This window comes from Streptomyces inhibens (genome assembly GCF_003389455.1).
GTDB lineage: Bacteria > Actinomycetota > Actinomycetes > Streptomycetales > Streptomycetaceae > Streptomyces > Streptomyces inhibens.
In genome coordinates, this window is sequence record NZ_QUAC01000476.1 from 22,704 (window position 1) to 29,194 (window position 6,491).

At 71.3% G+C, this 6,491-nt stretch carries 6 protein-coding genes; 1 reads left to right on the forward strand and 5 read right to left on the reverse strand.

What is annotated here, in order from left to right; all coding sequences use genetic code 11:
* Positions 1–162 precede the first annotated feature (162 nt).
* From DY245_RS41580 to DY245_RS41600, 5 genes are all read right to left on the reverse strand, one after another.
* A complete protein-coding gene (locus DY245_RS41580) occupies positions 163–591 on the reverse strand; it encodes a hypothetical protein (protein WP_244943591.1) in 429 nt (142 codons plus the stop codon).
* A 156-nt stretch (positions 592–747) separates the two neighbouring features.
* On the reverse strand, positions 748–1,965 hold the full coding sequence (locus DY245_RS41585) for a helix-turn-helix domain-containing protein (RefSeq protein WP_128512307.1): 1,218 nt from the start codon (positions 1,963–1,965) through the stop codon (positions 748–750).
* 140 nt (positions 1,966–2,105) lie between these two features.
* A complete protein-coding gene (locus tag DY245_RS41590; RefSeq protein ID WP_128512308.1) occupies positions 2,106–3,158 on the reverse strand; it encodes a hypothetical protein in 1,053 nt (350 codons plus the stop codon).
* 141 nt (positions 3,159–3,299) lie between these two features.
* Positions 3,300–4,541: an RNA-guided endonuclease InsQ/TnpB family protein gene (locus DY245_RS41595; protein ID WP_128512309.1), complete on the reverse strand. Its 1,242-nt coding sequence runs from the start codon at positions 4,539–4,541 to the stop codon at positions 3,300–3,302.
* A 205-nt stretch (positions 4,542–4,746) separates the two neighbouring features.
* The gene (locus DY245_RS41600; RefSeq protein ID WP_128512310.1) at positions 4,747–5,217 is read right to left on the reverse strand and encodes a hypothetical protein; all 471 of its coding nucleotides are present in this window, start codon (positions 5,215–5,217) and stop codon (positions 4,747–4,749) included.
* A 110-nt stretch (positions 5,218–5,327) separates the two neighbouring features.
* On the opposite strand from DY245_RS41600, the gene DY245_RS41605 reads away from it, so the two are divergent.
* The coding region (locus tag DY245_RS41605; RefSeq protein WP_244943592.1) for a serine/threonine-protein kinase at positions 5,328–6,491 on the forward strand (1,164 nt) is incomplete at its 3' end.

Below are 6,491 nucleotides of genomic sequence, written 5' to 3' on the forward strand. Positions count from 1 at the left end.
GCCCCCTGTCACCCGGCCCCGCCCTGCGACGGACCCGCACCCCCGCCGAGCGGCGGGGGTGATCCCGCGACCTCTGGAGGATGCCGTGGGGAGGCCCCCACGGGCAGAGTTGTCCACATGCTGCACCACTGAAGAGGCCACAAGCCCAGGACGCGTTGCAGTTCACATCGGCGGCCGCCGCGACCCCCACACGCGGCGGCCGCCTTTGGCGTGCGGGGGCGGTTCGGAGGGGGATCTCCCCCGCACCGCCAAAGCCCGGCCCAGGGGCCCCTGCTCGGCGCCCGCCTCCTCGCGCGGAGCGTCGTCCCCCAGCCGCCCGCCCCGGCTCTTTGCGACCCGTACGGCATCCCGTAGCGCCGCGCTGAGCTGCACCGACAAAAACCGCAACTGCCGCGCGTCCGCCTTCGGGTCGTCGATCAGGGCCCGGGCATGCGCCAGCAGCCCCACGCCCATGCTGAGCTGAAGCGCCTCGACTTCGTCGGCGTACCGGGAGACGTAGCCGCCGTCGCGATCCGTGAGCAGATAGCAGGGCTGGTCATCGGGACCGGTCCAGGGCAGCAGCCGGACGCCGGCGGGAGTACTGTGCGGCACGTCGACCTGCTTTCGTCAGGTAGGCCATGCCCCCGGACCGTTCGTAGCGGCTGCGGGGGTCCGTCGTTCTCGACGGACCCGCAACGCTAGGCAGGAGTGGACAGCGCGAACAGTGACGCCCTGTGCCACTTCGGGGGTGCGCTAGGACGCCGCGTCCTACCCGTCGAGGTCGAGCCGGTCGGCGAGTTCGATGAGGGGTGAGGTGCGGCGCCTTTCGCGGCCGCGGAGGTCGGCCACGAGGCGGCGGCTGGTGGAGTGGTAGCGCATCCATTCCGGGGCGGTGCGCTCGGCGGAGAGCAGGGCGTGCAGCGCGCCGTCGTCCCTGTGCAGGTCGGCGAGGGCCAGGGCCCGGTCCACATGGAACCGCGCACGCCACGTGGGGGGCAGCGCATACAGCTCCGGGACGGTGCGCGCAGTGCGCAGGGCCTCCGCACTCTCCGTCATCTCCACCAGAAAGTTGACCTTGGCCACGCCTACGTTGGTCGGGCCGAACGGCGTCGCGTAGTCGAGTCGGTCCGTGCCGATCCTGGCCGCCGCCGCGCTTGCCATGGTGAGCAGCTCACGCACCGTGTCCTGCCGTTCCCGGCGGACCGCGGCAGTTGCCGCGCGGAGCAGCAGGATCCCCCACAGCGCCAGTTCGAGGGGCTGGGAGCGAAATCCGGGTTCGATGCGGTCGGCGGCGGTCAGCGCCACCTGCTCGGCATCGGCCAGCCGCCCCTGTTTGGTGAGGACCCACGCAAGGCTGGAGAAGCCCACGGTCTCCAGGTGGGGGTCGTCTCCCATGGCCGCCGCCGCCATCGACCGTTCGAGGGCGGTGAATGCGGCGTCCTCCTTGCCCAGCGCCGTCAGCGTCGTCGCGGCGACCTGATAGGCCTCGGCCAGGACCGACTGGGCCGCGGCGGCCTCGCTCCCTGTGGTGGCGCGGGCCGCCGCCTTGGCATCCCTGATCAACTGCGGCAGCAGCGCCCCGATTTCCCCCATCCGTCCGTCGCGACGGATGCGCTCCGTCGAACGGAGGGAGGCCTGCAAGGCCGCGATGCCGGGCGGCTCCTCGGGGTCCGGGTCGTCGCCCAGCAGGTCGGACACCGGCGAGATGGCCTGCCGCAGCGCCAGGACGGACGGCTGCTCACCCTCGCTGCGCGCCTCGAAGGTGGCGGGCTGCCCGACGAGCACGGACGGCTCCACATCCAGGGCCCTGGCCAGCGCGTTGAGCGTGGACAGCCGAGCCGTCCGGCGTACGCCTTGTTCGAGTTTGCGGACGATATCGACGCACAGGCCCGCGCTCTCGGCGAGGCCTTCCTGCGTCAGCTTCCGGCGTGTACGCAGCCGGGCGATGCGATCACCGATGCCGGGTTCCTCGTGGAACAACTCCATGGCCACCCCCGCGAGAAGGACGTATCGACCACGCTACGCCCGTGTACGGCGGGGACGCAGGCACGCAGGTCGGCTCACTCGGAGGTGGGCCCCCCGGACCGCCGAGACCTACGCGCCCGCGTCAGCCGCGCTGCCCGCCGTTACGCCCCACCACGCGCCGTACGCAGCCCCTCCGCCCGCACCCCGCCATACGGACCGAACCCGCGGCCCGTTGCCAGTACGACCACCGACGTCATCGCCGCCAGGGCGTACGCCGTCGTCGCCATGGACAGCGCGCCCTCGGTCGTGTCGAAGGAGTGGTTGAAGGAGCCCGTCACGGTCAGCCAGACCACCGTGCGCACCGTCAGATACAGCTCCACCGCCGCGAACACCAGCAGTGCGCCCCGGACATCGCGTCGCCCGCGCAGGGCCAGCACCCCGAGGATCAGCAGTACGGTCACCGAGGCGGCGGTGGTGAACTCGGCGGACGCGGCCAGGTCGAGGGTGCCGAGCACGGAGCCGTCGACCACTCCGCGCAGATAGTTCCCCTTGTCCATCCCGGTCGTCATCAGATCGTGCACCGCCCAGCCCAGCCGGGCCAGGCCCATGAGCGTGAACAGCACGCCGCAGATACGGGAGGAGCGGCGCCACCAGCTCTCCGGGCCCCCGGCCCCCCGGCCGTCGTCGTGCCCCGTGCGGCTGTCGCGCCCGCCCGGTCGCCGTTCCGTCGCCGGCAGCATCACGGCCAGCACGACCAGCGCCACCACCAGCCCCAGCCCACGGGTGGCGAGCGTCCAGCCGCCCAGCGGGTCGTTGCTGTACTGGGCGCGGTAGGCGGCATCGAAGAGGCCCACCCCCTCCCGTACGGAGACGGCGAGCAGCAGGCACGCGGTCAGCAGGGCGGCGGAGCGCGCCACCCGCCGCTGCGCCAGCGCCAGCCCCGCGATCACCAGGAACGCGACCGTGAAGGACCATTCGTACGGGCCGAGCACCTGGTTGGCGGGCGAGGCGCCCGGGTTGAACAGCCCCTCCAGGAAGTCCCAGGTGCTGCCGTCGCCCTGGGCGATGCCGTAGACCGTCCATGCGAGCAGCGTGCCGGCGTAGAGCCCGAGGCACAGTGCGGTCGCGAGATAGGCGCCGCTGTGCTCCGCGGCGGCGCGGCCCGGGTCGGCGCCCGGTCGGACATCCACCGTTCCGCCGTCCTGCATCACCATGACCGACCCCCGCTCCGCCTGTCGCAGCCGCCGTACCGGCCCTTCCGGTACAGCAGCTCACTGTGTCAAGGACGGCTGGAGAGCCGGTGGAGTTCCACCCCGTGTGTCGTGCGGTCTTCTTCCGTTTGAAACCTCCCCCGCCTAACGGCGGGGGATTCCTGGCTCAGGTTGGCTGCGGGCCGGCGGCCCGTCAGCTCTTACACCATCAGCACCAGCCGGGTTGAGACCAGCCCGGACCAGCATCACGCGGGCGGAGTTCTTGTCCCTGGGCGAGACGGCTCCGCACGCAGTGCAGGCATAGGTTCGTTCCGAGAGAGGTAGTGCGTGCTTGGTTCTCGCTCCGCACTGCGCACAGTCCATGGTGGTGTGCGCGGGGTGCACGAGGCGGATGTCCCGCCCGTGCTTGCGGCCCATCTCGACAAGGGCCCGTTTGGTGGCGCTGATGGCCGCGTCGGCGGCCTTGCGTGCCATCGTGGTCTTGGCCAGGAATTTGGGGCGGAAGTCTTCCACCGCCATCTTGTCGTGGTCCCGGACCACCGTCTTGGCCCACTTGCGGGCCGTATCCTGCCGCTGGCGGGCCACCTTCTGGTGCAGCTTGGCCGTCTGCCGCTTGGCCTCGCGGTAGCCCTTCGAGGCGGCCTGCCCCTTCGGGGGCTTGCGGCGGGCCATCATGCGTTGATAGCAAGCGAGCTTCTGGGCCACGGTCTTGCCATGCTGGGCGTGGGGAAGGTCGTGGTCGTCGCTGGTGGTGGTCGCGGTCTCGCGTACGCCCCAGTCGATGCCGATCACACGGCCCGTGGTGGGAAGCTGTTCGGTCACCGCGGGCACGACGAACGACGCCCACCAGTGCCCGACGCTGTCCTGGTACACCCGCACCGACGAGGGGGGCTTGGGCAGCTGGCGCGACCACACCGGGCGTACGACGATCCCGCCCGCCAGATGCAGGCATCCGTCCTTGAGGCGGAAACCGCGCCGGGTGTAGTTCAGGGTCGGCCGCGCCTCGCGCTTCTTCTTCCACCTGGGCATACCGGCCCGCTGCCGCATCGGAAGCCGGTCCTTGATGTCCTTCAAGGCTTTGGCGCGGGACTTGCCGAAATCGCGTATGAGCTGCTGCTGCGGGACGCTGGATCCTTCCGCGAGCCACGGCGTCGCCCTGCGGGCCTCGGTCAGCGTCTTGTCGAGCTGAGCCGGACCACAAGTCAGCTTCTCACCGGTAGCCTTCGCGCGCTGGTGGGTCTGCTTGGACTTCGCCACGCATTCGTTCCAGATCCACCGGCACCGGTCCCATTCGGCTTCGAGTGCACGCCGGGCCGTCGCCGGGAGGCGCAGACGGTAGGTGTACCGGGCGCACCCGGCATCCTCCGTCTTCGCCCTCGCAGTCATAGCCACCAACCTATCGGGGAGGTACGACAGTTGAGCCCTATTGATCTTTGTGGTGCCGCTCACCAGCGTGGATGGTGGACGCTGAATCGCCCTGGCGGCGATTCGGCTATCCCTGTCCTGCTCCGCAGGAGTCCGATTCTCCCCCGCAAGCGGGAGGTACCCCCCCCGGCCTGAAGGCCGGGGCATCCTCGGAGAAATCAGGTGATCAGCGCACATGCCGGACGGTCGCCGCGATGAAATCCCGTATGCCCTGGCGGGTGGTGGCGCGCAGATCGGTGAGCGCCTGCCGATCCCGGGCCCAGTGCAGTTCGGTCACCGCCGACATCACCTCCTCGGTGCGGTCGAGTACGTCCGGATCATCGGTCACCATCTGCGCGCGGAACATGGCTTCTTGAGCCGTATAGCGGGTCTTGTACATCTCCTCGCGCAGCTCCGGGCTGTCCTCGTCGCAGCGGCCCTCCTCGTTCAGTACGAACCAGCGGTGGACGACGACCCGCCGGTAGTCCAACAGCGCCCCCGCATAGGCGGAGTACGCATCGATCCGCTCCTGCCGCAGCCGCTCCGCGCGGGCGAACCGCTCGCTGCGATCGGCCGCCCGGCTCTGGAAGAAGTGGGTGATGCCGGAACCCAGCAGGGTGCCGATGACGGCCACGACGCTTGCGACAACTGCCTCCATGGCAGTAGTGGAACACAGCGGGCCAGGTCAGCGGCAGTATGTGCCCAACTCCGGCCGGGCGTTGGGGTGCCGCCCCTGCCGGCGGGGTGGTGGTGCGGCAAGATGGGGCCATGGGGATCTTCGGGGGCGAGGGCCGACTGATCGGTGGCCGGTACCGTCTGGGAATACGGCTGGGCCGCGGCGGCATGGGAACGGTCTGGCGTGCCACCGATGAACTGTTGGGCCGTCAAGTAGCGGTCAAGGAACTGCACTTGGACGAGGGGACCGCCGAGCCGGAGTCCCGGGTGCAGCGCGAGCGGGCGATGCGCGAGGCGCGCACGGTCGCCCGGATCAAGCATCCCCATGTGATTGTCGTGCACGACATCGTCGAGCAGGACGGCCGGCCGTGGATCGTGATGGAGCTGGTGGAAGGCGCGTCGCTGGCCGACCGCCTGCTGAGCGGCGGACCGGTCGCGCCGCGCGAGGCGGCCCGGATCGGTATCGCGCTGCTGGGCGCGTTGCGGGCCGCGCACACCCGCGGGGTGCTGCACCGCGACATCAAGCCCGCCAACGTCCTGATGGAGTCGGGCACCGGCCGGGTCGTCCTCACCGACTTCGGCATCGCCCAGGTCCCCGGCGTCACCACGCTGACCGACGCCGGCGGCTTTGTCGGCTCGCCCGAATACACCGCCCCCGAACGGATGGCCGGCCGCGGCACCGGCCCCGAGGCCGACCTCTGGTCGCTCGGGGTGCTGCTGTGCGCCGCGCTCAGCGGTGAATCACCGTTCCACCGCGACTCGTTGGGCGGCGTACTGCACGCCGTCGTGTACGACGAGATCCAACTCCAGGAATCCGCCCGCCCGTTGCGCGCCGTCGTGGACGGCCTGCTGGAGCGCGATCCGGAGCGCCGGATGGACGTCACCGAGACGGAGCGGCTGCTGCGCGGATATCTGCAATCGGGCCGCGCGCCGGACCGCGGGGTGAGCGGGCACCGGGGGCAGCACGGTTCGGGGCCCGGTCACGGAGGCGGGGCCGCGGGTTTCGCCGCCGAGGCGGTGGCGGGCGGGAGCGGGCCGGGCGGTACACCGGGCCCGCACCGTCCCGGCGGCCCCGGGAATCCGCACCACCCCGTCCCGGCGGTCCCCGACGTCCATGCCCCTCTGTACGACGGCCCCGGCAGCGGTCTGCCCGGCGAGCACCCGCCCAGCGAACACCCGCCGGCCGCCGGGCCGCCCGCCGCCCCGGCCGTACCCGGCCGTCCGCCCGTCGGACATGGCGCCGGACGGCCCGGTGGC

Coding starts and splice junctions, on each gene's coding strand:
- DY245_RS41585 (WP_128512307.1), bottom strand. CDS start 1,965: ATGGAGTTGTTCCACGAGGAACCCGGCATCGGTGATCGCATCGCCCGG.
- DY245_RS41590 (WP_128512308.1), bottom strand. CDS start 3,158: ATGGTGATGCAGGACGGCGGAACGGTGGATGTCCGACCGGGCGCCGAC.
- DY245_RS41595 (WP_128512309.1), bottom strand. CDS start 4,541: ATGACTGCGAGGGCGAAGACGGAGGATGCCGGGTGCGCCCGGTACACC.
- DY245_RS41600 (WP_128512310.1), bottom strand. CDS start 5,217: ATGGAGGCAGTTGTCGCAAGCGTCGTGGCCGTCATCGGCACCCTGCTG.